Source organism: Mesorhizobium sp. USDA 4775 (assembly GCF_054062655.1).
Map to the genome: position 1 here is coordinate 923,021 of NZ_JBSSFM010000001.1, position 20,989 is coordinate 944,009.

A 20,989-nucleotide genomic window follows, 5' to 3' on the forward strand; every position below is an offset into this window, starting at 1 on the left:
GCGGCGCAGACCCGAGGATCCATGCCGCGACTTCAAAGCGCCGCGACGATGCAAATAGAGCTTCATCCTGAACCGCGGCACTCCTCGGCCGCGATCACGGCATGGATCCCAGGGTCTGCGCGCCGCTTCGCGTCCCTCCGCCCTGGGATGACGAAGCTGTTAGGCCTAAGCCCCCAATCCCTCGAACAAGATCGTCGACAGGTAGCGTTCGGCGAAGTCGGGGATGACCACGACCAGGGTCTTGCCCCTGTTCTCCGGCCGCGAGCCGACGACGATTGCCGCCTGCAGCGCGGCACCCGACGAGATGCCGACCGGCACGCCTTCGAGGCGGGCGACGAGGCGGGCATTGGCGACCGAATCCTCGTTGGAAACCTTGACGATCTCGTCATAGATCGTGGTGTCGAGGATCTTTGGCGCGAAGCCGGCGCCGATACCCTGGATCTTGTGCGGGCCGGGCTGGCCGCCCGACAGCACCGGCGAGGCTTCCGGCTCGACGGCGACGACATGCAGCGAAGGCTTGAGCTTCTTCAGCACCTGGCCGACGCCGGTGATGGTGCCGCCGGTGCCGATGCCGGCGACGAAGATGTCGACCTCGCCCTGCGTGTCGTTCCAGATCTCCTGCGCCGTCGTCTTGCGGTGGATTTCCGGGTTGGCCGGGTTCTCGAACTGCTGCGGGATGACGGCATTGGGGATCGTCGCGGCCAGTTCGTCCGCTTTCGCGATCGCGCCCTTCATGCCTTTCGGCCCTTCGGTCAGCACCAGTTCGGCGCCGAGCAGCGCCAGCATCTTGCGGCGCTCGACCGACATCGTCTCGGGCATGGTCAGGATGAGCTTGTAGCCCTTGGCGGCGGCGGCGAAGGCAAGCGCGATGCCGGTATTGCCTGAGGTCGGTTCGATCAGCGTCGTCTTGCCGGCCGCAATCTTGCCGGCAGCCTCGAGCGCCTCGATCATCGCCACACCGATGCGGTCCTTGACCGAGGCGATCGGGTTGAAGAATTCGAGCTTGGCGACCAGATTGGCGACGACGCCCTTCTCCTTGGCGAACTTGTCGAGCCGGACCAGGGGCGTGTCGCCGATCGTGTCGGTGATGGAACTGTAGATGCGGCCGCGGCCGGGGACGCGGGCGGAGGTGACGGGCTTGTTCATTGGTTTCGCTCCCAGGATTTCAGGCAAGTGGCATTGCAGCCGGCAAGATAGGGCTTTCAGCCGCGCAACATAAGCTGTCGGCCGGAAATATCCGAGTGGGGCCTGTGTCTAAAACGCCCAAGTCCCGGAAAAGCATTTCGCGGGGAAGCCTGGCCCCGGAATGTTTTGGCTGAAAGCGTGCTACTGGCGGGCCGCGATCGCCGCTGCCGCGCCGACCATGAAGCCGGCGGCGGTGCGGTTCAGCAGCTTTAGCGCGCGCGGCGATTTCAGGAACCAGCGCGCCTTGGCGGCGAGCGCCAGGTAGGGAACCAGCACGACGAACAGCACGACCACCGTCAGCGCGGCGAGAATGCCGTAATCGGCCAGCCTGATCGTCTTCAGGTCGACGATGGTCGGCGTGATCGCCAGGTAGAAGATCATCGTCTTCGGATTGCCGAGCGTGACGGTGAGGCCGGCGACAAAGCTCGACACCAGTCCGCCCTTGCCCTTTTTCGCCTCGACCGTCTCGGGCGTGATGCCGGCGGTCCAGAAGCGCCAGCCCAGAAATGCCAGATAGGCGACGCCGGCCCATTTGATGGCGAGGAACACCATGCCGAAGGTCTGCGCGACGAAGGCGAGGCCGAGCACCACGGCGGTCAGGTAAATGAGGTCACCGAGCATCAGGCCAAAAGACATGGCCAGCGACGAGCGAAAACCCGAGCCGAGCGCCCGTGCGACAAGCGCGGTGACGCCGGGGCCGGGAATGGCGGCGGCGATGCCGAGGGCGGCACTGTAGGCGAGGAAGCCGGTGAGGGTCATGGCGAGTGGTCCTGGATCAGGCGGCCTTTTCGCACGGAACGGACCAGGATTGAATTCCCTGGCGGTCGGATTCTATTGCACCAGATACCGCGCCATCCGAGTAAAATCCCTCAGGAACGGCCGCCGTCATAGGTCACGCGCCAGATCGTGCCATTGCCGTCCTCGGTGACGATCAGCGCGCCGTCATGGGCCACCGCCACGCCCACGGGCCGGCCCCAGACCTCGCCGCTGGAAACGACGAAGCCGGTCATGAAATCCTCATACTCGCCGGTCGGCTTGCCATCCTTGAACAGCAGTCGGACGACCTTGTAGCCGGTCCGGTTGCCGCGATTCCACGAACCGTGCAGGGCAACGAAGGCATCGCCCCTGTATTCCTTGGGAAAACCGCTGTCGGCGGGCAGGTCCTTGCGGTCGTAGAAGGCGATGTTGAGCGGCGCCGAATGCGCCTGCATCAATACGTCGGGAGTGGTTGCCTTGCCGGCGAGGTCGGGCCGCGCGCCCTTGTGGCGCGGGTCCTCGTGGTTGCCGATATAGTACCAGGGCCAGCCATAGTACGCGCCGTCCTTGACCGAGGTGGCGTATTCGAACGGCACATTGTCGCCCAGCGCGTCGCGCTCGTTGACGACGCACCACAGCGCGCCGGTCGCCGGCTGGATGGTCATGCCAGAACAGTTGCGCAGGCCGGTGGCGACGATGCGGCCGTTCTTGCCATCCGGATCGAAGGCCTGCACGTCGGCGCGCCCCTCTTCGGAGCCCCAGGTTGCGCCCAGCGGCTGCGATGTCACCCATGCTTCAAGGCCGCCATCGGGCTCCTTGCCCATATCCTCGGCGACGTTCGAGCCGGAGCCGACCGACAGATAGAGCGTCTTGCCGTCAGGCGAAAAGACGATGTCGCGGGTCCAGTGATGGTTCGCGGGAATGTTTGCGACGATGATTTCGGGTTCGCCGGATGCCTTCAGGTCGCCACCGCGGTAGGCGAAGCGCACGATGCTGTCGCTGTTGGCGACATAGACCCATTGCGGGTCGTCCCCCGGCGGATAGAAGGCAATGCCATAGGGCTGGTTGAGATTGCCGGCGAAAATGCCGTCCTCGGCGGGCTTGGCGCTGTCCTTGGCCAGGCGATAGACGCGGACCTGGTTGGCTTCGCTGTCGGCGACGAACAGGTCGCCATTGGGTGCGACGCGCACGGCGCGCGGATTGTCGATGCCGGATGCGATCAGCTCGGCCGAAAAACCCGGCGGCAATTGCGGCTTCGCGCCCGCCGGCATGTCGGCAAGGCCGGCGCTGTTCGACACCGACTTGGTGACATAGGGCTTCGGCAGGTCTTCCGGCTTGATCAGTCGGCGCACGCCCGGTTTGTCGGCACGCCAGTCGCCGAAGGCCGCCGCGCCCTTCAGCACCGGCTGGTCCGCCTGCTGTGCGAACGCCGCGCTTGTGAGGAACAGGGCGGGGATCACCAGTCCGGCCAATCGGATCATCTTGTCCTCCATCTGGTCGCGAAGGAAACCAACGGCCGGCTTGTCTCCGGGTTCCGCTCGCTCGACCTGACGAGGAAGCGAAAATCCGGTCTTATGTGCCGGCAGCGTAAAAATCGTCGTCGAGGCGTTTTTCCAGCGCGACCAGATCGGCCGGCAGCGGCAGGCCCATGGCGCGCATTTCCCGCAATTTCTCGCGCAATTGTTCCTGGATTTCGTGCTGGTCTTCCGGCTGGTTGACCATCTCCTCGAGCAGCAGGCTGATCCGGGCCTTGAGTTCTTCGAGCGCCATTCTTTTCTCCTTGCTGCCCGTCTCTTCCCGTTCGGGGCCCTACCTTAGCATGCGTGAAATCAGCTGCGCCGTATAATCGACCATCGGCACGATGCGGGCGTAGTTCAACCGGGTCGGCCCGATGACGCCGAGCGCGCCGACGACGCGGGCATCTTTGTCGCGATAGGGCGCGACCACCAGCGACGAGCCCGACAGCGAAAACAACTTGTTTTCCGAACCGATGAAGATGCGCACGCCCGATCCCTGCTCGGCGAGGTCAAGCAGCTGGATCAGCCCGTCCTGCGTCTCCATGTCCTCGAACAGATGCCGCAGCAATTCGATGTCGGCCTGGGCGGTGACGTTTTCGAGCAGGTTGGCGCGGCCGCGCACGATGAGCCGTGCCGGCAGGCCGCTTTCCGCACCCGCCCACACCGCCAGCCCCTTCTCGACGAGGTCCTGCGACAGCGTGTCGAGGGCGGCTCTCGTCTCTTCCTTGATGCGGGCGATCTCGGTGCGCGCCTCGGCCAGCGTGCGGCCGCGAATATGGGCGTTGAGGAAATTCGAGGCTTCGTGCAGCTGCGAGACGGTGATGCCCGCCGGCAGCTCGACAACGCGGTTCTCGACGTCGCCATTTTGCGACACCAGCACGGCGAGCGCCTTGGTCGGCTCCAGCTGGATGAATTCGATATGCTTCAGCGCCACCTCGTTCTTGGCGGCCAGCACCAGGCCGGCGCCGCGCGACATGCCCGACAGCATCTGGCTGGCCTCGGTCAGCATGTGCTCCAGCGTCGCGCCCGAGCCGGAGGCCCGCACCTGCGCCTCGATGGTGCGCCGCTCCTCGTCGGAGAGGTCGCCAAGTTCCATGAAGGCATCGACGAAGAAGCGCAGGCCCGCCTGCGTCGGCAGCCGGCCGGCCGAGATATGCGGCGCGTAGATCAGCCCGAGATGCTCGAGGTCGCTCATCACATTGCGAATGGTGGCCGGCGACAGCGAGGAGGGCAGGATGCGCGACAGGCTGCGCGAGCCCACGGGCTCGCCGTCCCTGAGATAGGAATCGACGATGCGCCGGAAGATGTCGCGAGAGCGCATGTCGAGTGATTGAAGTGCAAGCGGCTGCGAACCCGGATCGATTGCCTTGGTCATTCGGCCAAAAACCTCCTTGTTCAGGATATAGACTTCGGCACGGTGGGCGCAACCCGGTCTCTGTATCGGGTCGCCCGGTCCGTTTTCCTTTGCGCGCTGCCCCCCATCCGTCTAAAAGCCGGCCACGAATCCGAAAAATGACTGGGAAAGAAGCCTGAATGCGCCCCTCCAAACGCCAATTCGACGAAATGCGCGCCATCTCCTTCGAGCGTGGCGTCTCCAAGCACGCCGAAGGCTCGTGCCTGGTGAAGTTCGGCGACACCCATGTCCTGTGCACGGCGAGCCTCGAGGAGAAGGTGCCGGGCTGGATGCGCAATTCCGGCAAGGGTTGGGTGACGGCCGAATATGGCATGCTGCCGCGCTCGACCGGCGAGCGCATGCGCCGCGAGGCCTCGGCCGGCAAGCAGGGCGGCCGCACGCTGGAAATCCAGCGCCTGATCGGCCGGTCCTTGCGCGCCGTCGTCGATCTGCAGGCGCTGGGCGAACAGCAGATCACCGTCGATTGCGACGTCATCCAGGCCGATGGCGGCACCCGCACCGCCTCGATCACCGGCGGTTGGGTGGCGCTGTATGACTGCCTGCGCTGGATGGAAGCCCGGCAGATGGCGAGCGTCGCCAAGGTGCTGAAGGACCATGTCGCGGCGATTTCCTGCGGCATCCATGACGGCCAGCCGGTCATCGACCTCGATTATCTCGAGGATTCCGCGGCCGGCACCGACGCCAATTTCGTCATGACCGGCAAGGGCGGCATCGTCGAGATCCAGGGCACAGCCGAGGGCGAGCCCTTCTCGGAGGACCAGTTCGGCGAGTTGATGGGCCTGGCCAAGAAAGGCATCCAGCGCCTGGTCAGCCTGCAGCAGATGGCGGTGGCGTAAGCCATCGATTTTCTGGTGACCCCCTCCGCCATCCTTGAATCAGCCCTCTACGTCACCGATCTGGCGGCGGCGGAAGAATTCTATGTCGGCGTGCTCGGCCTTGATCTGCTCGGCAAGGTCGACGGCCGCCACCTCTTCTTTCGTTGCGGGCCGGGCGTGCTGCTCATCTTCAACGCCGAGGCGACCAGAATACCGCCGGCGCCGGATGCCCGGCTGCCCGTGCCGCCGCACGGCGCGGTCGGAGAAGGTCATCTCTGCTTTGCGGCCAGCGCGGATGAAATCGTGGCTTGGAAAGCGCATTTAGGGGCAAAAAGAATCGCCATCGAAAGCGAATTCGAATGGCCGCAAGGCGGCCGTTCGCTCTATATACGCGACCCCTCGGGCAATTCGATCGAGTTCGCCGAGCCGAGAATCTGGGGCCTTTGATGCATACACTTGATGGCAAGAAGATCGTCGTCGCCAGCCACAATGCCGGCAAGCTGCGCGAATTCGCCGATTTGATGGGGCCGTTCGGCTTCGAGGCGAAGTCGGCCAAGGACTACGGTCTGCCTGAGCCCGACGAGACCGGCACCACTTTCGAGGAAAATGCCTACATCAAGGCGCTGGCCGCCGCGAAGGCGACCGGCCTGCCGGCGCTGTCGGACGATTCCGGCCTGTGCGTCGACGCGCTCGACGGCGCGCCCGGCGTCTACACCGCCAACTGGGCCGAAACCCCTGACGGCAGCAGAGATTTCGCCATGGCCATGCAGCGCACCGAAGTGGCGCTGCAGGAAGTCGGCGCAGCCTCGGCCGAACAGCGCAAGGGCCGCTTCGTCGCCGTCATTTGTCTGGCCTTTCCCGACGGGGCGGCCGAATATTATCGCGGCGAGGCCGAAGGCACGCTGGTCTGGCCGCCGCGTGGCGAGCTCGGCTTCGGTTATGATCCGGTGTTCTTGCCCGATGGTTTCGACAAGACGTTTGGCGAGATGAGCGCTGAGGAAAAGCATGGCTGGAAACCCGGCCAGGCTGCGGCGCTCTCACATCGCGCCCGTGCTTTCCAGAAATTCGCCCAAGCACGGTTGGATCTGCCGAGATTGGGCTCGGCATGACTGGACCCGGCATGACCATGCCGCTCGACCGCAGCCCCGGCTTCGGCGTCTACATCCATTGGCCGTTCTGCGCGGCCAAATGCCCCTATTGCGACTTCAACAGCCATGTCCGCCACCAGCCGGTGGACCAGGAGCGCTTTGCCGCCGCCTTCGAGGCGGAACTGGCGACGATGCGTGAGCGCACCGGGCCGCGCGAGGTGACCAGCATCTTTCTCGGCGGCGGCACGCCCTCGCTGATGAAGCCGGAAACCGTGGCCAGGGTTCTGGACGCCGTGGCCAAGAACTGGACGGTGCCGGACGGCATCGAAGTGACGCTGGAGGCCAACCCGTCCTCGGTCGAGGCCGAACGCTTTCGCGGCTATCGCGCGGCCGGCGTCAACCGCGTCTCGCTCGGCGTACAGGCGCTGAACGACAAGGATTTGCGTTTCCTCGGCCGGCTGCACAATGTCGACGAGGCGCTGCACGCCATCGGCCTCGCGCGGGAAATCTTTCCGCGCCTGTCTTTCGACCTGATCTACGCCCGGCCCGGCCAGACGCCGGAAGCCTGGGCAGCCGAGCTCGAACAGGCGATCGGCCACGCCGCCGACCATCTCTCGCTCTACCAGCTGACCATCGAGGAAGGTACGCCCTTCCACGCTTTGCACGCGGCAAAGAAATTCGCCATTCCCGACAATGACCACGCCGCCGACCTCTATGCGCTGACGCAGGAGATTACGTCCGCGCATGGCCTGCCGGCCTATGAGATTTCCAACCACGCCAGGCCGGGCGCGGAAAGCCGGCACAATCTGACCTACTGGCGCTATGGCGAATATGTCGGCGTCGGCCCCGGCGCGCATGGCCGCTTCGTCGAGAACGGCCGCCGCACGGTGACGATCGCCGAGCGGATGCCGGAGACCTGGGCCAACCTCGTCGAGGCCAAGGGCCATGGCGTCACCGGCGGCGAGATCCTGACACGCTCGGAAGAGGCCGACGAGTTCCTGCTGATGGGGCTGAGGCTGGCCGAGGGCATCGACCTCTCGCGCTACGAGGCGTTTTCCGGCCGCGGCCTGTCGAGCGCACGGCTGTCGGTACTGCAGGGCGAGGGGCTGGTAGCGCCGATCGGCAATGCCCGTCTGCGCGCCACGCCGGCCGGGATGATCGTTCTCGACGCCGTGGTCGCGGATCTGGCGCGCTAAGCATGATCCCGAAAAGTGGAAGCCGGTTTTCGGTCAAGATCATGCTTGAGCAAAAGTCTTGAAAAACGTCCTCTTCGTCTGCAGTCAGAACCTCTTGCGCAGCCCGACCGCCGAGCAGGTGTTTTCAACGCGCCGGGATATCGAAGTTGCGTCGGCCGGCACCAATCATGATGCCGACACGCCGCTGACTCATGAGCTCGTCGCCTGGGCCGACATCATCTTCGTCATGGAAAAGGTGCACCGCACCAAACTGCATAAGAAATTCAAGACCAGCCTGAAGAAGGCCCGGGTCATCTGCCTCGATATACCGGACAACTATGAATTCATGGATCTGGATCTGATTGACCTTCTGAAGGCGCGCGTTTCACGCTATCTGGGGTGACCCAGACGAAGGCAGAACGGTCTCGGCCAGTCGCGGCGGTCAGGCGTCGTGCTTGAAACGGCGCTTGCCGCGATCCTTCTCGGCATGCGCCTCGCCGTTCCGGGCCGGTTTGGCGTCGGCCTTTTCGCGGCGAACGCTGTGCTGGTCGTTCATCGGGTGCGGGGGCACGCCTTCCCTGGCGCTTTTCGTTTCAAGACGGGTGATGAAGATATCGAAGCGATTGGGCATCGTCCGGTCAGTGCTCCGTCGTGCTATCGGGTTGGTTGTCGGAAAGCCTGACATTCGTCGGCAGGGCGGTTGTCGCCCGCTCGATCAGGCTGGTGTCGGTCTTGGCAGGCAGGCGCTTGTCCCTGGCGGCGGCAACGCGCTTGCGGCCGGCATAGTAAGGCTCGAAAGCGTCCTGTATCTTCAGGCTGTCCATCCTGTCCTCCCTTTAGGAATCAGGGGCTAAATCTGCCAATGCCGGTTTGGTTCCCTACTGTGGCGAAGGCATGGCGATCACCTTACATCGGCATGACCTTTTGCAAGGCCGCGCCAGCCATGCCAAACAAGATTTGGCAGGCCAAACAGGGCGGAACGGAGACGGCATCAGTGACCGAAGAGACGGGAAGACGCAGCTATGTGGTCGGGCAGACCGAAATCCCCGCCCGTCCGCTCGAGCCGGCGCTCTACCTTGTGGCGACGCCGATCGGTAATCTCGCCGACATCACGCTGCGCGCGCTGGAGACGCTGGCCGCCGCCGACGTCGTCGCCTGCGAGGACACCAGGGTGTCGCGCGTGCTGCTTGACCGCTACGGCATCCGCCGCCGCACCACGGCCTATCATGAGCACAATGCCGGCGAGGCCGGGCCGAAGCTGATCGCGGCGCTTCAAGGCGGCCAGAGCGTGGCGCTGATTTCCGACGCCGGCACGCCGCTGGTCTCCGATCCCGGCTACCGGCTGGTCGGGGAAGCGATCGACCACGGCATTCGCGTCGTGCCGATTCCCGGTCCGTCGGCCCCGCTTGCGGCTTTGACCGCGTCCGGCCTGCCGTCCGACGCCTTCCTGTTCGCCGGATTTTTGCCGGTCAAATCAGGGCAGCGGCTGACGCGGCTGGAGGCGCTGAAGGCGGTACCGGCGACGCTGATCTTCTTTGAATCGCCGCGCCGGCTGGCCGAATCGCTCGGCGCCATGGTCGAGGCGCTCGGCGGCGAGCGCAAAGCCGCCATCGGTCGCGAACTGACCAAGACCTTCGAGGAAATGCGCACCGGCACGCTACGGGCGCTGGTCGACCATTATGCGGCGGCCGACACGCCGAAGGGCGAGATCGTCGTCTGCGTCGGCCCGGCCGAGGCCAAGGCGGACGAGCCCGCAGACATTGACCGGTTGCTTTTGTCGCTCGCTGCCGAAATGCCGGCCTCCAAGGCAGCGGCCGAGGCCGCGAAAATGACCGGTGGCCAGAAGCAGGCGCTGTATCGCCGACTGTTGGAACTCAGGGACGCCTCAGGAGAAAGCGACGGTGGCTGAGCGCCCGAGCGCCAGCCGCCAGAAAGCCTATCGGCGCGGCCATCGCGGCGAGTGGCTGGCAGCCGCCGCACTGATGCTGAAGGGCTACCGGATTCTGGCGCGCCGCCATCGCACCCGCTTCGGCGAGATCGACCTGATCGCGCGGCGTGGCGACCTGGTGCTGTTCGTCGAGGTCAAGGCGCGGCGCACGCTGATGGAAGCCATGGAAGCGATCGGCCGTGAATCGGAGCGCCGCATCGAAGCGGCGGCCGACATCTGGCTGTCGCGGCAGGCGGATTATGGCAGGCTGTCGATGCGCTTCGACATGGTCGCCGTGCTGCCCTGGCGCTGGCCGGTGCATGTCGAAAATGCGTTCTATGGACGGAATTAGGGGGACCTCAGAGAGGCATTGCTCGCCCTTCGCCAGCTCAGGGCGTTCGTCGTTCGGAAAGCCAAGCAATTGGCTTTCCGTCCGCTTCGCGGATCACTCCTCACCCCCAGATCATCAACGCCACCAGGCCGACGATGCCCACCACCAGCCGCCACCAGCCGAACAGCGAGTAGCCGTTGCGCGAGACGTAATCGAGCAGGTAGCGCACCACGACCAGCGCCGCGACGAAGGCGGCGACGAAGCCGATGGCGATGATCGGCAGGTCGGCCGAGGTCAGCACATTACGGTTCTTGAACAGGTCGAAGGCGAAGGCGCCGACCATGGTCGGGATCGCCAGGAAGAAGGAAAATTCCGCCGCCGCCCGCTTGTCGACGCCCAGAAGCAGCGCGCCGACGATGGTCGAGCCCGAGCGCGACGTGCCGGGGATCAGCGACAGGCACTGGAACAGGCCGATCTGCAGGTAAAGCCTGGTCGGGAAGCGCTCAACGTCGCGGTAGACCGGCTTCAGGTTCATGCGGTCGACCGCCAGCAGCACGACACCGCCGATGATCAGCATGATGCAGATCAGCCTCGGCGATTCGAACAGCACCGTCTTGATGAAATCATGCGCCAGCGCGCCGATGATGGCCGCCGGCAGGAAGGCGATCAGGATGCCGATGACGAAATGCCGCGTCAGCCGGTCGTGCGGCAGGTCGAGCAGCATCTGCCACAGGCGGCGGAAATAGACGCTCAGGATCGCCAGGATGGCGCCGAGCTGGATCAGGATCTCGAAGGCCTTGCCGGTCGAGTTGAAGCCGAGGAAATGGCCGGCAAGCAGGATATGGCCAGTCGAGGACACCGGTATGAACTCCGTCAACCCCTCCAGCAGGCCGAGCAGCAGGGCTTCGACGATGGTCTGGCTTTCCATGGCTACCTCGGCTTTGCGCGACGGCTAACAGAACGGCTTGCTTGTCATGGCGTTGAACTCCCCCTATAGGTCGCAACACCTGACGGCCCGCTAACCGGGCGGCCAAGACTTACCGGTGCGACCGGCGATTCGCCAGTGCGCTTTATCATCGCGGAACCATGCTGACGCTTTTCCATCATCCCATGTTCGCCACCTGCCGCTTCGTCCGCCTTGCTTTCGGCGAGTATGGCGAGGAGCTGGCGCTGATCGAGGAAAAGCCGTGGACGCGGCGCAAGGAGTTTCTGGCGCTGAACCCGGCCGGCACGCTGCCGATCCTGCTCGCCGAAGGCGACGTGCCGATCGTCGGCGCGACGGTGATCTCGGAATATCTCGACGAGACCCGCGGTGTGCTCAAGCGCGACAAGCGGCTGTTCGCCGAGGACCCGATGCAGCGCGCCGAAATCCGCCGGCTGATCGACTGGTATCTCAACAAGGCCGAAAGCGAAGTCACCCGCCATCTGGTGCGCGAACGCGTGCTGAAGCCGATCATGCCGGAAACGGCGGGCGGCGGCTCGCCCGATTCGGGCGCGATCCGTGCGGCGCGCGCCAACATCCGCCAGCATATGAAATACACCAACTGGCTGGCCGGCACCCGCCATTGGCTGGCCGGCGGCAGGGTCACCTATGCCGATCTGGCCGCCGCCGCGACGCTGTCGGTGCTCGACTATCTCGGCGAGATCGACTGGCGCGAACACGCCGCGGCGCGCGAATGGTATACGCGGGTGAAGTCGCGGCCCTCCTTCCGGCCACTCTTGACCGACCGCGTGCGCGGTCTGTCGCCGGTGTCGCATTATGCGGACCTCGACTTCTGACGCCGCAAAACTGCGCGCGCTGATCGACGCGGAGGCGCAGCGCGCCGGCTTCGATGCCATTGCCGTCGCCACCCCTGATGCGATCCCGCTGGCGCCGGCGCGGCTCGCCGAATTCGTCGCCGACGGCTTTCACGGCTCGATGGACTGGATCGCCGAGACGATTGCAAGGCGGAGCGAACCTTCCACGCTTTGGCCTGAAGTGCGCTCGATCGTCGTGCTGGCGATGAATTACGGCCCCGACCACGACCCGCGTGCGCTGCAGGCCAGGCGCGACCGGGGCGCCATCTCGGTCTATGCGCAAAACCGCGACTATCACGATGTGATAAAAGGCCGGCTGAAGGAAATCGCCGGCAAGATCGTCGCGCGCGCCGGCGGCGACGTGAAGGTGTTCGTCGACACCGCGCCGGTGATGGAAAAGCCGTTGGCCCAAGCCGCCGGGCTTGGCTGGCAGGGAAAACACACCAATCTGGTCAGCCGCGAACATGGTTCGTGGCTGTTCCTCGGCACTATCTTCACCACGGTTGAGCTCGCGCCCGACCGGGCCGAGATCGATCATTGCGGCTCCTGCCGCGCCTGTCTCGATGCCTGCCCGACCGATGCCTTTCCCGCGCCCTACCGGCTCGATGCGCGGCGCTGCATTTCCTACCTCACCATCGAGAACAAGGGTCCGATCCCGCACGAATTCCGCGAAAAGATCGGCAACCGCATCTATGGCTGCGACGATTGCCTGGCCGCCTGCCCCTGGAACAAGTTCGCCCGCGCGGCATCGGAAGCAAAACTTGCCGCGCGCGACGATCTGCGCAAGCCGCCGCTCGCCGACCTGCTCGAACTGGACGACGCGGCCTTCCGCGCCTTCTTCTCAAGTTCGCCGATCAAGCGCATCGGCCGCGATCGTTTCATCCGCAACGTGCTGATCGCCGCCGGCAATTCCGGTGATGCCGCGCTGGCCGTCCCTGTGCGTGCGCTGCTCGGCGATCCCTCGCCGCTGGTGCGGGGCGCGGCAATATGGGCGCTGGCGCGGCTGGTGCCTGACGCCGAATATGCCAAATGGGCCGCGACCGGTCTGAAAACCGAGAACGATGCGGCGGTGCGCGAGGAATGGCGCCTGGCGCCGCCAGACGGGGCGCATGCATGAGCGAGAAGCAGATATTCATCTTCGGCGCCGGTTATTCCGGCAAAGCCTTTGCCCGCGCCAACAGGGATGCCGCCGTGATCCTTGGCACGACGCGGTCCGATGAAAAATTCGACGCGCTGCGCCAGGCCGGCATCGCGCCGCTGCTGTTCGATGGCGCGTTGACCGGCGAAATCGGCGAGGCGCTGGCGAAAACGACGCATCTGGTGATTTCGGTCGCCCCGGAAGAGGCCGGCGACCCAGTCTTGAATGCCGCCCGGGAGGCAATCACGGGGATGCCGGCGGTCGAATGGATCGGCTATCTCTCGACCGTCGGCGTCTATGGCGACTATGGCGGCGCCTGGGTCGATGAAACGGCCGCATGCCGGCCGGTGTCGAAGCGCTCCGTCATGCGGGTTGAGGCTGAGCAGGCGTGGCTGAAGCTCGGCGCGGAAATCGGCAAGCCGGTGGCGATCCTGCGCCTGTCCGGCATCTATGGTCCTGGCCGCAATGCGCTGGTCAATCTGGAAAACGGCACCGCGCGGCGGCTGGTCAAGCCGGACCAGGTGTTCAACCGCATCCATTGCGACGATATTGCCGGGGCGTTGTGGCGGCTTGTCGAAGGCAACACTGGGGGCATCTTCAACGTCACCGATGATGAGCCGGCGCCGCCGCAGGATGTCGTTGCCTATGCCGCGTCGCTGATGGGCGTCGAGCCGCCGCCCGAAATTCCTTTCGACACCGCCCAACTTTCGCCCATGGCGCGGTCCTTCTATGGCGAGAACAAGCGTGTCGCCAATGCGGCGATCAAGGCGGCGGGCTATTCCCTGCGCTTTCCGGACTACCGCGCCGCCTTCGACCATATGTGGGCAAGCGGCGACTGGCGCGACGGCGAAGCGCGCAGCCCGATGAAACGCTGACGATCGAAGCATACTGCGCGGCGTGCTATGATTCGGCCTGGGATTGCGGTGGGGATCCGGTTTCATGAAGACAGCGATGCGGCTTGGCAAGAAATCACTGCTGGCAGCGGTGCTCGGTTTGCTTGGCCTCGCCATCCAGCCGGCGGCGGCCGAGGAACGGGCCAAGGACCTGTTCGGCGCCGAAAAACTGCCGGCCGCGACCGCCGCGCAATCCTTCGGCTTCTATTCCAAGGGCTGCTTCGCCGGCGGTGTCGCCATCCCCATGGACGGCCCGACCTGGCAGGTCATGCGGCCCTCGCGCAACCGCCGCTGGGGCCACCCGGCGATGATCGCGCTGATCGAGAAACTGTCGCGCGACGCCGCCGCCGACGGCTGGCCGGGCCTTCTGATCGGCGACATTTCGCAGCCGCGCGGCGGCCCGATGATGACAGGCCATGCCTCGCACCAGATCGGGCTCGATGCCGACATCTGGCTGACGCCGATGCCTGACCGCGCCATGACCAGGGCGCAGCGCGAATCGATGAGCGCCACCTTGATGGTCGACGAGAAGACCCATCTGGTGAAGGACGCGCTGTGGACGCCCCAGCACACGGCGCTCTTGAAGCGGGCGGCGAGCTACCCCGAGGTGGAACGCATCCTGGTCAATCCCGGCATCAAGAAAAAGCTCTGCGACACCGTCAAGGGCGACCGTAGCTGGCTGCGCAAGATCCGGCCGTTCTGGGGCCACGACTATCATTTCCACATGCGCATCGGCTGCCAGCCGGGCTCGCCCGACTGCAAGGCGCAGGAGGCGACGCCGGATGATGACGGCTGCGGCAAGCCGCTGGCCTGGTGGTTCACCGAAGAACCGTGGCGGCCCAACAAGAACCCGGATGCGCCGAAGGCCCGCGACGTGATGACGATGGCCAACCTGCCGAAGGAATGCCGCGCCGTGCTCGACGCGCCGGGGCCGGTGTCAGCCGAGGCTGCGACCTATCACGGCGGCGCCGTGCCGGTCGCGGCCGCGGCACCCGAACCGGCGGCGCCGTCCGGGCCCGCCACCCCGGCCAGCGATAGCGGCGATTTGCCGAGCGCGGCAAATGCATTCGCCGCGACCCCCAGAATGGGCGCGCCGGTGCCAAGGCCTCGACCGCCCGCGAACTGATTGCCTTCGCGCCACCGGTCGGCTCAATCGGTTTAGCCAGCCGTTTTCGGGAAATAGTGGCCGTTTGGCCGCAGAACCACTCTCTGCGCACCGACGGGTTCGAAAACCGTTTCCCTTTTCAAACTCATGCGCTAGTCAACGGAGGAACGGCGACACGCCGTCAGGGGGCGCCGGGGACGGACGAGAGCATGCCAAGCGTAAGCGATACCGACACGTCGTTGCGGTTTCCGATCCTGATCGGCGACATTGGCGGCACCAATGCGCGCTTTTCGATCGTGCTTGACGCCAATTCCGAACCGACCGAGCCGCAGATCGTCCAGACCGCAAGTTTCAACACGATCGACGAGGCGATTCAGGCGGCGGTGCTCGACCGCTCGTCGGTCCGCCCCAATTCGGCGGTGCTGGCGGTGGCCGGTCCGGTCGACGGCGATGAGATCGAACTCACCAATTGCCCGTGGGTCGTCAAGCCGAAGCAGATGTTCGCCAATGTCGGCTTGAGCGACATCGTCGTGCTCAACGATTTCGAGGCGCAGGCGCTGGCCGTCGTGGCGCTCGGCGAAGAGCATATGGAAAAGATCGGCGGCGGCACGCCGGAGCCCAATGCCGGCCGCGTCGTGCTCGGGCCCGGAACCGGGCTCGGTGTCGCCGGGCTGGTCCATGCGCTGCACCACTGGATCCCGGTGCCCGGCGAGGGCGGCCATATGGACATCGGTCCGCGCACGCCGCGCGATTTCGAGGTTTTCCCGCATATCGAGAAGCTCGAGGGCCGCATTTCCGGCGAACAGATCCTGTGCGGGCGCGGCCTCGTCAACGTCTACCGGGCTGTCGCCAAGGCGGACGGCAAGCCGGCGCCTTTCACCACGCCGGCCGAGATCACCGGCGCGGCGCTGGCCAAGACCGATCCGGTGGCGCAGGAAGCGCTGGAGACCTTCGTCACCTGCCTTGGGCGCACCGCCGGCGATCTTGCCCTGGTGTTCATGAGCCGTGGCGGCGTGTTTTTGACCGGCGGCATCGCCCAAAAAATTGTGCCGGCGCTGAAGGAGGGCAATTTCCGCGCCGCCTTCGAGGACAAGGCACCGCACAGCGCGCTGATGCGCACCATGCCCGTCTATGTCATCACCCATCCGCTGGCGGCCCTTCTCGGCCTTGCCGCCTATGCCAGGAACCCGTCGCTGTTCGGCGTCCAGACGGCCGGCCGGCGCTGGCAGGCATGAACCCTCGGCGCGAAGCGTCGGGGCGCCCGCGACGAAGTTAATCAGCCGCGGGCATAGGCAAGCCGGCCGCATGGCGCTAAGAGGAGTGCCGAATTGCAGCCCGGTCCCAGGCGAAAAACCCACGAAGCTCCCGATTTGACACTTCAAGCTCCAAACAAGCAGAAAGCCAGCGTTGGCGAAGTCAACGCCGTGCTGCGCCGCATCCTCTCCGAAAACGGCCGCGATCATCGCTGGTCCTATGTCGTCGCCATCACCTGCATGCTGCTGGTGTCGGGCACGACGGCCTTCACGGCCTGGATCATGAGCCCGATCGTCAACCAGATCTTCTACGAACGGCGCGGCGACCTGGTGGTGTGGATTTGCGCCGGGATCATGGCGGCTTTCCTGGTGCGCGGTTTCGCCGGCTACGGCCAGGCGGTGGCGCTGGCCACGATCGGCAACAATCTGGTGGCGCGCTATCAGAAACGCATCTTCGACCATCTGATGAAGCTCGGCGTCGGCTTCTTCAACGATACGCGCTCCGGCCGGCTGGCGGCGCAGGTCAACGAGAATGTCGGCGGCATCCGCGACCTCTTGTCGATCACGCTGACATCCATCACCCGCGACGCGGTGACCCTGGTCGGCCTTGTCGGTATCATGATCTACCAGGATCCGGTTCTATCGCTGAGTTCGCTGCTGATCGGACCGCCGCTGATCTGGGCGGTCGTCTACCTGACGCGTCGCGTGCGGCGTATCACACGGGAATCCGTGCTGATCAATTCCCGGCTCATCGGCGCCGTCCAGGAAGCCACGCAAGGCATCGCCATCGTCAAGGCCTTCACCATGGAGGACCAGCTGGCGAGCCGCATCGGCGCCTTGGCAGACACGGCCGAACAGCGCTCGAACAAGATCGCCCGCGTCTCGGAGCGGCTGGCGCCGATTTCCGACATGCTGGCCGGCCTCGCCGTCACCTCCGTCATCGCCTATTCCGGCTACCGGGCACTCGTTCTCGGCCAGCCGCCGGGCGCGGTGTTTTCCTTCATCACCGCGCTGATCCTGGCCTACGATCCGGCCCGGCGCCTGGCGCGCATGCAGGTCGGCATGGAGCGCGCGCTGGTCAATGCCCGCATGATCTACGAACTGCTCGACCTCAAGCCGCAGCAGGGCGATGCGCCGGATGCCGTCGAGGCACACTTCACGTCGGGTGAAGTGCGCTTCAACAACGTGTCCTTCCGCTATGTCGAGGAGACGCCGGTGCTGCAGGAGTTGAGCTTCGTCGCCGCCGCCGGCAAGATGACTGCCATCGTCGGGGCCTCGGGCGCCGGCAAGACGACGCTGGTGGCGCTGCTGCAGCGTTTCTACGACGTCGAATCCGGCACCATCGAGGTCGATGGCCAGGACATTTCCAAGGTCACCAAACAGTCGCTGCGCGGCTCGATCGCCTATGTCTCGCAGTCGCCCTATCTGTTCGAAGGCACGATTCGCGACAACATCCGCTACGGCCGTATCTCGGCCACCGACGCCGAGATCGAGCGCGCGGCAAGCCAGGCGGCGGCCGACGAGTTCATCCGCCAGCAGCCGCAAGGCTACGACACGCCGGTCGGCGAGAACGGCGCGACGCTGTCCGGCGGCCAGCGCCAGCGCGTCTCGATCGCCCGCGCCATCGTGCGCCAGGCGCCGATCCTGCTGCTCGACGAGGCGACCTCGGCGCTCGACAACGAGGCGGAGGCGCGTGTCCAGGAAGCGCTGACCCATGTCATGGAAGGACGCACCACCATCGTCATCGCCCACCGCCTGTCGACGGTGGTCAATGCCGACCACATCGTCGTCATGGAACAGGGCCGGGTGGTCGAGGAAGGCACGCATGCCGAGCTGATGGCCGACCAGCACAGTGTCTATGCACGGTTCCACCGGGTGCAGGGCAAGAAGGGTCTGGGGCTTGTCGATGACAGCAAGCCGATCCAAACTCCGGTCCGGGCCACGCGTGCGAAAAAGACGGCGGTGAGGAGCACATGAGCGAAGCAGGCGATATGGGCCTTGTGGTGGTGGGGGCAGCCGGCCGCATGGGCCAGACGCTGATCCGCGCCATCCATACCATTCCGGGCGCCCGCGTCATCGGCGCGGTCGAGCGCGCGGATTCGCCCCATCTCGGCAAGGATGCCGGTGAGCTCGCGGGCATAGGCATCATCAACGTGCCGATATCAGACGATCCGCTGCCGGTCTTCGCCAAGGCCGACGGCGTGCTGGACTTCACCACGCCGGCCTCGTCCGTCGAATTCGCCGGCTACGCGGCGCAGGCGCGCATCGTCCATGTCATCGGCACCACCGGCTGCTCAGCCGACGACAATGCCAGGATCGCGGCCGCGGCGCGCCACGCGACGATCGTCAAGTCGGGCAATATGAGCCTCGGCGTCAATCTGCTGGCGGTGCTGGTCGAACAGGCGGCACGCGCGCTCGACGCCGACGATTTCGACATCGAGATTTTGGAGATGCACCACAAGCACAAGGTCGACGCGCCGTCGGGCACGGCACTGCTGCTCGGCGAAGCCGCCGCCGCCGGGCGCGGCATTGCGCTCGCCGGCAACGATGTGCGTTCACGCGACGGCCATACGGGTGTGCGAAAAACCGGGTCGATCGGCTTCGCCACGCTGCGCGGCGGCTCGGTGGTCGGCGACCACAGCGTCATCCTGGCCGGCACCGGCGAGCGCATCACGCTGTCCCATCATGCCGAGGACCGCGCCATCTTCGCGCGCGGCGCCGTCAAGGCGGCGCTGTGGGCCCGTGGCAAGAAGCCAGGACTCTATTCGATGCGGGACGTGCTCGGCCTGAGCTGAAGCGGCCAATCTGCCAATTTTGCCAATCTGAAGGAGCAAACATGTCGAGAACCCTCGTGCTCGTGCGCCATGGCCAGAGCGAATGGAATTTGAAGAACCTGTTCACCGGCTGGCGTGACGTCGACCTGACCGAGCAGGGCCATGCCGAGGCCAAGGCCGCTGGGCAGAAACTCAAGGCGCGCGGCCTGAAGTTCGACATCGCCTTCACCTCGGCGCTGAGCCGGGCGCAAAAGACCTGCCAGCATATTCTCGACGCGGTCGGCCAGAGCGATCTCAAGACCATCCGCGACCAGGCGCTCAACGAGCGCGACTATGGCGACCTTTCCGGCCTCAACAAGGACGATGCCCGCAAGAAATGGGGCGAGGAGCAGGTGCATGTCTGGCGCCGCTCCTATGACGTGCCGCCGCCCGGCGGCGAGAGCCTGAAGGACACTGGCGCCCGCGTCTGGCCCTACTACCTGCACGACCTGCAGCCGCACGTGCTGCGCGGCGGCACCGTGCTGGTCGCCGCGCACGGCAATTCGCTGCGCGCACTGATCATGGCGCTGGACGGCAAGTCGGGCGAGGAGATCGTCAAGCTGGAACTGGGCACCGGCGTGCCGGTCATCTACCAGCTGAACGCCGATTCTACCGTGGCGTCGAAGGAAGTGCTGGAGAGCTGACGCTTGCTGAGCCGGCAAGTGGAAGTCCAGGCCCTGGCTGGAACGTGGCGCTTTTGCCAAAGCTGTGTTTCCAGCTTTCGGCGACATGGTCCAAAAAGCGCGTTGACAGCAATCGCTTGCCCGCTTACATGAGCCCGCACCAGCCCAGATGGCGGAATTGGTAGACGCGCACGGTTCAGGTCCGTGTTCCGCAAGGAGTGGAGGTTCGAGTCCTCTTCTGGGCACCAAATTCCCGTTTCGAACCGTTCGATGGTTCAGAGACCCAAAGAAAAAGCCCGGTTCGTCCGGGCTTTTTCTTTGTCCGGCATATCGGCGTTGTCCGGTGTCCGACTGTCAGCGAATTGACAGGTTCCTCCAGCCAATGTCCCAATAGGTCACGATCGCCGAAGCCCGGTTCCAGGACCGCTCTCGTCGGGGGAACCGTCACGGCCCCCTCGATTGCCGTCGAAGGGACCTGACAAAGCTTTGACATGATCGCGGCTAGTTTAGAAACATTCGAAATTGGACAGCCCTGCATGAATCCTACCTACACAAGCGCACAGAAGGCCATTCATTGGGCCGTGTTTCTGCTGGTTATCGGCCTTTACGGCCTGACTTATGTCGCGGATATCTTTCCACGCAACGACCCCGGCCGGGCACTCGTCTGGTGGTTCCATATCTCGTTCGGGATGCTGCTGTTCGCGCTGGTCGTCATTCGCATTGGCCTGCGCCTGATCTTGGGAACCCCGGGGCTGCCGCGGGAAATGTCGGAGCTGGAACGATGGGTGGCCAAGGTCGCGCATCTCGTGCTTTACGGGCTGCTTGTCGCCATTCCCGTTCTTGGCATCCTGGTGACCTGGTACAGGGGCGACGCCTTGAGTTTCTTCGGCCTCTTCACCATCCCGGCTCCGGTCTCCGCGGACAGCGCCACGGCCCGAACCATAAGAGAATTGCACAGCCTCTGCGCCAATCTGATCCTTATCCTTGCCGGCCTGCATGCGGCGGCTGCGCTCTGGCATCACTATGTCCGCCGGGACGAGGTGCTCAAGCGTATGCTGCCGGGGACAAGTGGCCCCTGATCGCGAGTCAAACGTCGGCGGGCGATGCCCTTTGTCGTGTTTGTGGGCCAGGAGACTGGCCAGGTGACGAGCCGGATTGA

At 65.1% G+C, this 20,989-nt stretch carries 24 protein-coding genes and 1 tRNA gene; 17 read left to right on the top strand and 8 right to left on the bottom strand.

Translation table 11 applies throughout. The annotated features are described in order from the left end of the window. Positions 1-165 precede the first annotated feature (165 nt). From cysK to hrcA, 5 genes are all read right to left on the bottom strand, one after another. Positions 166-1,146, bottom strand: a complete 981-nt coding sequence (gene cysK / locus ACVILI_RS04710; RefSeq protein ID WP_019862274.1) for a cysteine synthase A — start codon at positions 1,144-1,146, stop codon at positions 166-168. A 180-nt stretch (positions 1,147-1,326) separates the two neighbouring features. Then, positions 1,327-1,944, bottom strand: a complete 618-nt coding sequence (locus ACVILI_RS04715) for a LysE family translocator (RefSeq protein WP_038650942.1) — start codon at positions 1,942-1,944, stop codon at positions 1,327-1,329. 110 nt (positions 1,945-2,054) lie between these two features. After that, positions 2,055-3,422: a PQQ-dependent sugar dehydrogenase gene (locus ACVILI_RS04720; protein WP_084791803.1), complete on the bottom strand. Its 1,368-nt coding sequence runs from the start codon at positions 3,420-3,422 to the stop codon at positions 2,055-2,057. Positions 3,423-3,513: 91 nt separating this feature from the next. Next, complete coding sequence (locus tag ACVILI_RS04725) at positions 3,514-3,711, bottom strand: hypothetical protein (RefSeq protein ID WP_010912574.1); 198 nt, start codon at positions 3,709-3,711, stop codon at positions 3,514-3,516. A gap of 39 nt (positions 3,712-3,750) precedes the next feature. Continuing rightward, positions 3,751-4,833, bottom strand: a complete 1,083-nt coding sequence (hrcA, locus tag ACVILI_RS04730; RefSeq protein ID WP_010912575.1) for a heat-inducible transcriptional repressor HrcA — start codon at positions 4,831-4,833, stop codon at positions 3,751-3,753. Positions 4,834-4,991: 158 nt separating this feature from the next. Here hrcA and rph point away from each other — a divergent pair, with 158 nt between their 5' ends. From rph to ACVILI_RS04755, 5 genes are read left to right on the top strand one after another with little or no spacing between them, the layout of a single operon-like run. Next, positions 4,992-5,708: a ribonuclease PH gene (gene rph, locus ACVILI_RS04735; RefSeq protein ID WP_019862277.1), complete on the top strand. Its 717-nt coding sequence runs from the start codon at positions 4,992-4,994 to the stop codon at positions 5,706-5,708. A 15-nt stretch (positions 5,709-5,723) separates the two neighbouring features. Continuing rightward, positions 5,724-6,134: a VOC family protein gene (locus ACVILI_RS04740; RefSeq protein WP_019862278.1), complete on the top strand. Its 411-nt coding sequence runs from the start codon at positions 5,724-5,726 to the stop codon at positions 6,132-6,134. After that, the gene (rdgB, locus tag ACVILI_RS04745; RefSeq protein ID WP_038650951.1) at positions 6,134-6,796 is read left to right on the top strand and encodes an RdgB/HAM1 family non-canonical purine NTP pyrophosphatase; all 663 of its coding nucleotides are present in this window, start codon (positions 6,134-6,136) and stop codon (positions 6,794-6,796) included. The genes ACVILI_RS04740 and rdgB overlap by 1 nt, the downstream gene beginning before the upstream one ends. Next, on the top strand, positions 6,793-7,971 hold the full coding sequence (hemW, locus tag ACVILI_RS04750; RefSeq protein ID WP_038650954.1) for a radical SAM family heme chaperone HemW: 1,179 nt from the start codon (positions 6,793-6,795) through the stop codon (positions 7,969-7,971). Before rdgB ends, hemW begins: the two co-directional genes overlap by 4 nt. A 58-nt stretch (positions 7,972-8,029) precedes the next feature. Beyond that, positions 8,030-8,353 carry a low molecular weight protein tyrosine phosphatase family protein gene (locus ACVILI_RS04755; RefSeq protein ID WP_457102346.1) on the top strand — a complete coding sequence of 108 codons (324 nt, stop codon included), beginning with the start codon at positions 8,030-8,032 and terminating at the stop codon, positions 8,351-8,353. A gap of 39 nt (positions 8,354-8,392) precedes the next feature. Here ACVILI_RS04755 and ACVILI_RS04760 read toward each other — a convergent pair whose 3' ends face one another. Continuing rightward, positions 8,393-8,581 carry a hypothetical protein gene (locus tag ACVILI_RS04760; RefSeq protein WP_038650961.1) on the bottom strand — a complete coding sequence of 63 codons (189 nt, stop codon included), beginning with the start codon at positions 8,579-8,581 and terminating at the stop codon, positions 8,393-8,395. Positions 8,582-8,588: 7 nt separating this feature from the next. Beyond that, complete coding sequence (locus ACVILI_RS04765) at positions 8,589-8,774, bottom strand: hypothetical protein (protein ID WP_019862283.1); 186 nt, start codon at positions 8,772-8,774, stop codon at positions 8,589-8,591. A 119-nt stretch (positions 8,775-8,893) separates the two neighbouring features. Between ACVILI_RS04765 and rsmI the strand changes: the two genes are divergently transcribed. Both rsmI and ACVILI_RS04775 read left to right on the top strand, forming a co-directional pair. Then, positions 8,894-9,859, top strand: coding sequence for a 16S rRNA (cytidine(1402)-2'-O)-methyltransferase (gene rsmI, locus ACVILI_RS04770; RefSeq protein WP_081296191.1), 966 nt, complete (start codon positions 8,894-8,896; stop codon positions 9,857-9,859). Continuing rightward, positions 9,852-10,229: a YraN family protein gene (locus ACVILI_RS04775; RefSeq protein ID WP_019862285.1), complete on the top strand. Its 378-nt coding sequence runs from the start codon at positions 9,852-9,854 to the stop codon at positions 10,227-10,229. Before rsmI ends, ACVILI_RS04775 begins: the two co-directional genes overlap by 8 nt. Before the next feature lie 100 nt (positions 10,230-10,329). On the opposite strand, the gene ACVILI_RS04780 is transcribed toward ACVILI_RS04775, so the two are convergent. Further along, complete coding sequence (locus ACVILI_RS04780) at positions 10,330-11,136, bottom strand: undecaprenyl-diphosphate phosphatase (RefSeq protein ID WP_038650965.1); 807 nt, start codon at positions 11,134-11,136, stop codon at positions 10,330-10,332. Positions 11,137-11,294: 158 nt separating this feature from the next. Between ACVILI_RS04780 and ACVILI_RS04785 the strand changes: the two genes are divergently transcribed. The 10 genes from ACVILI_RS04785 (at position 11,295) to ACVILI_RS04830 (ending at position 20,909) form a co-directional block, all read left to right on the top strand. Next, positions 11,295-11,987, top strand: a complete 693-nt coding sequence (locus ACVILI_RS04785) for a glutathione S-transferase family protein (RefSeq protein WP_010912586.1) — start codon at positions 11,295-11,297, stop codon at positions 11,985-11,987. Next, complete coding sequence (queG, locus tag ACVILI_RS04790; protein WP_038650968.1) at positions 11,968-13,122, top strand: tRNA epoxyqueuosine(34) reductase QueG; 1,155 nt, start codon at positions 11,968-11,970, stop codon at positions 13,120-13,122. The genes ACVILI_RS04785 and queG overlap by 20 nt, the downstream gene beginning before the upstream one ends. Further along, positions 13,119-14,018, top strand: coding sequence for an SDR family oxidoreductase (locus ACVILI_RS04795; protein WP_038650971.1), 900 nt, complete (start codon positions 13,119-13,121; stop codon positions 14,016-14,018). Before queG ends, ACVILI_RS04795 begins: the two co-directional genes overlap by 4 nt. 64 nt (positions 14,019-14,082) lie before the next feature. After that, positions 14,083-15,162, top strand: coding sequence for a penicillin-insensitive murein endopeptidase (gene mepA, locus ACVILI_RS04800; protein ID WP_069090626.1), 1,080 nt, complete (start codon positions 14,083-14,085; stop codon positions 15,160-15,162). A 188-nt stretch (positions 15,163-15,350) separates the two neighbouring features. Then, positions 15,351-16,376, top strand: a complete 1,026-nt coding sequence (locus ACVILI_RS04805) for a glucokinase (protein ID WP_038653604.1) — start codon at positions 15,351-15,353, stop codon at positions 16,374-16,376. 135 nt (positions 16,377-16,511) lie between these two features. After that, positions 16,512-18,371 carry an ABC transporter ATP-binding protein gene (locus tag ACVILI_RS04810; RefSeq protein ID WP_080643847.1) on the top strand — a complete coding sequence of 620 codons (1,860 nt, stop codon included), beginning with the start codon at positions 16,512-16,514 and terminating at the stop codon, positions 18,369-18,371. Further along, positions 18,368-19,189, top strand: a complete 822-nt coding sequence (gene dapB, locus ACVILI_RS04815) for a 4-hydroxy-tetrahydrodipicolinate reductase (protein WP_038650977.1) — start codon at positions 18,368-18,370, stop codon at positions 19,187-19,189. The genes ACVILI_RS04810 and dapB overlap by 4 nt, the downstream gene beginning before the upstream one ends. Before the next feature lie 41 nt (positions 19,190-19,230). After that, positions 19,231-19,851, top strand: coding sequence for a 2,3-bisphosphoglycerate-dependent phosphoglycerate mutase (locus tag ACVILI_RS04820; protein ID WP_038650980.1), 621 nt, complete (start codon positions 19,231-19,233; stop codon positions 19,849-19,851). 142 nt (positions 19,852-19,993) lie between these two features. Next, positions 19,994-20,078, top strand: a tRNA-Leu gene (locus tag ACVILI_RS04825). A gap of 288 nt (positions 20,079-20,366) precedes the next feature. Continuing rightward, positions 20,367-20,909, top strand: a complete 543-nt coding sequence (locus tag ACVILI_RS04830; protein ID WP_019862317.1) for a cytochrome b — start codon at positions 20,367-20,369, stop codon at positions 20,907-20,909. Positions 20,910-20,989: the final 80 nt, after the last annotated feature.

What these genes read in the sequence shown, in the direction of transcription:
- cysK (WP_019862274.1), bottom strand. Translation starts at nt 1,146, where the DNA reads ATGAACAAGCCCGTCACCTCCGCCCGCGTCCCCGGCCGCGGCCGCATC.
- ACVILI_RS04715 (WP_038650942.1), bottom strand. Translation starts at nt 1,944, where the DNA reads ATGACCCTCACCGGCTTCCTCGCCTACAGTGCCGCCCTCGGCATCGCC.
- ACVILI_RS04720 (WP_084791803.1), bottom strand. Translation starts at nt 3,422, where the DNA reads ATGATCCGATTGGCCGGACTGGTGATCCCCGCCCTGTTCCTCACAAGC.
- ACVILI_RS04725 (WP_010912574.1), bottom strand. Translation starts at nt 3,711, where the DNA reads ATGGCGCTCGAAGAACTCAAGGCCCGGATCAGCCTGCTGCTCGAGGAG.
- hrcA (WP_010912575.1), bottom strand. Translation starts at nt 4,833, where the DNA reads ATGACCAAGGCAATCGATCCGGGTTCGCAGCCGCTTGCACTTCAATCA.
- rph (WP_019862277.1), top strand. Translation starts at nt 4,992, where the DNA reads ATGCGCCCCTCCAAACGCCAATTCGACGAAATGCGCGCCATCTCCTTC.
- rdgB (WP_038650951.1), top strand. Translation starts at nt 6,134, where the DNA reads ATGCATACACTTGATGGCAAGAAGATCGTCGTCGCCAGCCACAATGCC.
- hemW (WP_038650954.1), top strand. Translation starts at nt 6,793, where the DNA reads ATGACTGGACCCGGCATGACCATGCCGCTCGACCGCAGCCCCGGCTTC.
- ACVILI_RS04760 (WP_038650961.1), bottom strand. Translation starts at nt 8,581, where the DNA reads ATGCCCAATCGCTTCGATATCTTCATCACCCGTCTTGAAACGAAAAGC.
- ACVILI_RS04765 (WP_019862283.1), bottom strand. Translation starts at nt 8,774, where the DNA reads ATGGACAGCCTGAAGATACAGGACGCTTTCGAGCCTTACTATGCCGGC.
- rsmI (WP_081296191.1), top strand. Translation starts at nt 8,894, where the DNA reads ATGCCAAACAAGATTTGGCAGGCCAAACAGGGCGGAACGGAGACGGCA.
- ACVILI_RS04780 (WP_038650965.1), bottom strand. Translation starts at nt 11,136, where the DNA reads ATGGAAAGCCAGACCATCGTCGAAGCCCTGCTGCTCGGCCTGCTGGAG.
- ACVILI_RS04785 (WP_010912586.1), top strand. Translation starts at nt 11,295, where the DNA reads ATGCTGACGCTTTTCCATCATCCCATGTTCGCCACCTGCCGCTTCGTC.
- queG (WP_038650968.1), top strand. Translation starts at nt 11,968, where the DNA reads ATGCGGACCTCGACTTCTGACGCCGCAAAACTGCGCGCGCTGATCGAC.
- ACVILI_RS04795 (WP_038650971.1), top strand. Translation starts at nt 13,119, where the DNA reads ATGAGCGAGAAGCAGATATTCATCTTCGGCGCCGGTTATTCCGGCAAA.
- mepA (WP_069090626.1), top strand. Translation starts at nt 14,083, where the DNA reads ATGAAGACAGCGATGCGGCTTGGCAAGAAATCACTGCTGGCAGCGGTG.
- ACVILI_RS04805 (WP_038653604.1), top strand. Translation starts at nt 15,351, where the DNA reads ATGCCAAGCGTAAGCGATACCGACACGTCGTTGCGGTTTCCGATCCTG.
- dapB (WP_038650977.1), top strand. Translation starts at nt 18,368, where the DNA reads ATGAGCGAAGCAGGCGATATGGGCCTTGTGGTGGTGGGGGCAGCCGGC.
- ACVILI_RS04820 (WP_038650980.1), top strand. Translation starts at nt 19,231, where the DNA reads ATGTCGAGAACCCTCGTGCTCGTGCGCCATGGCCAGAGCGAATGGAAT.
- ACVILI_RS04830 (WP_019862317.1), top strand. Translation starts at nt 20,367, where the DNA reads ATGAATCCTACCTACACAAGCGCACAGAAGGCCATTCATTGGGCCGTG.